A 246-nucleotide genomic window follows, 5' to 3' on the forward strand; every position below is an offset into this window, starting at 1 on the left:
TCGTCGTTCGGGTTGGGTTATCCAGCAAAGAGGGCGCTCGCCGCGCGGCAGGTCGCCAAGGATGGCGGGTCGCGCCGTCCCCGCATGACCTGCCGAAGGCGAACCACACGCGTCAAGGGGGCCGTAGTCGTGTCCGGGGTTGGTGGTGCGTTCAGGCCCCCTTGACACATGCGGTCGGGACGAGCCCAGGTCATACGGGGACGGCGCTCGCGGGCACCCCGCTGCGCGCGCTCCGCGCGCGCCCCC

It is taken from the genome of Saccharothrix coeruleofusca (assembly GCF_014648515.1).
Taxonomy (GTDB): Bacteria; Actinomycetota; Actinomycetes; order Mycobacteriales; family Pseudonocardiaceae; genus Actinosynnema; species Actinosynnema coeruleofuscum.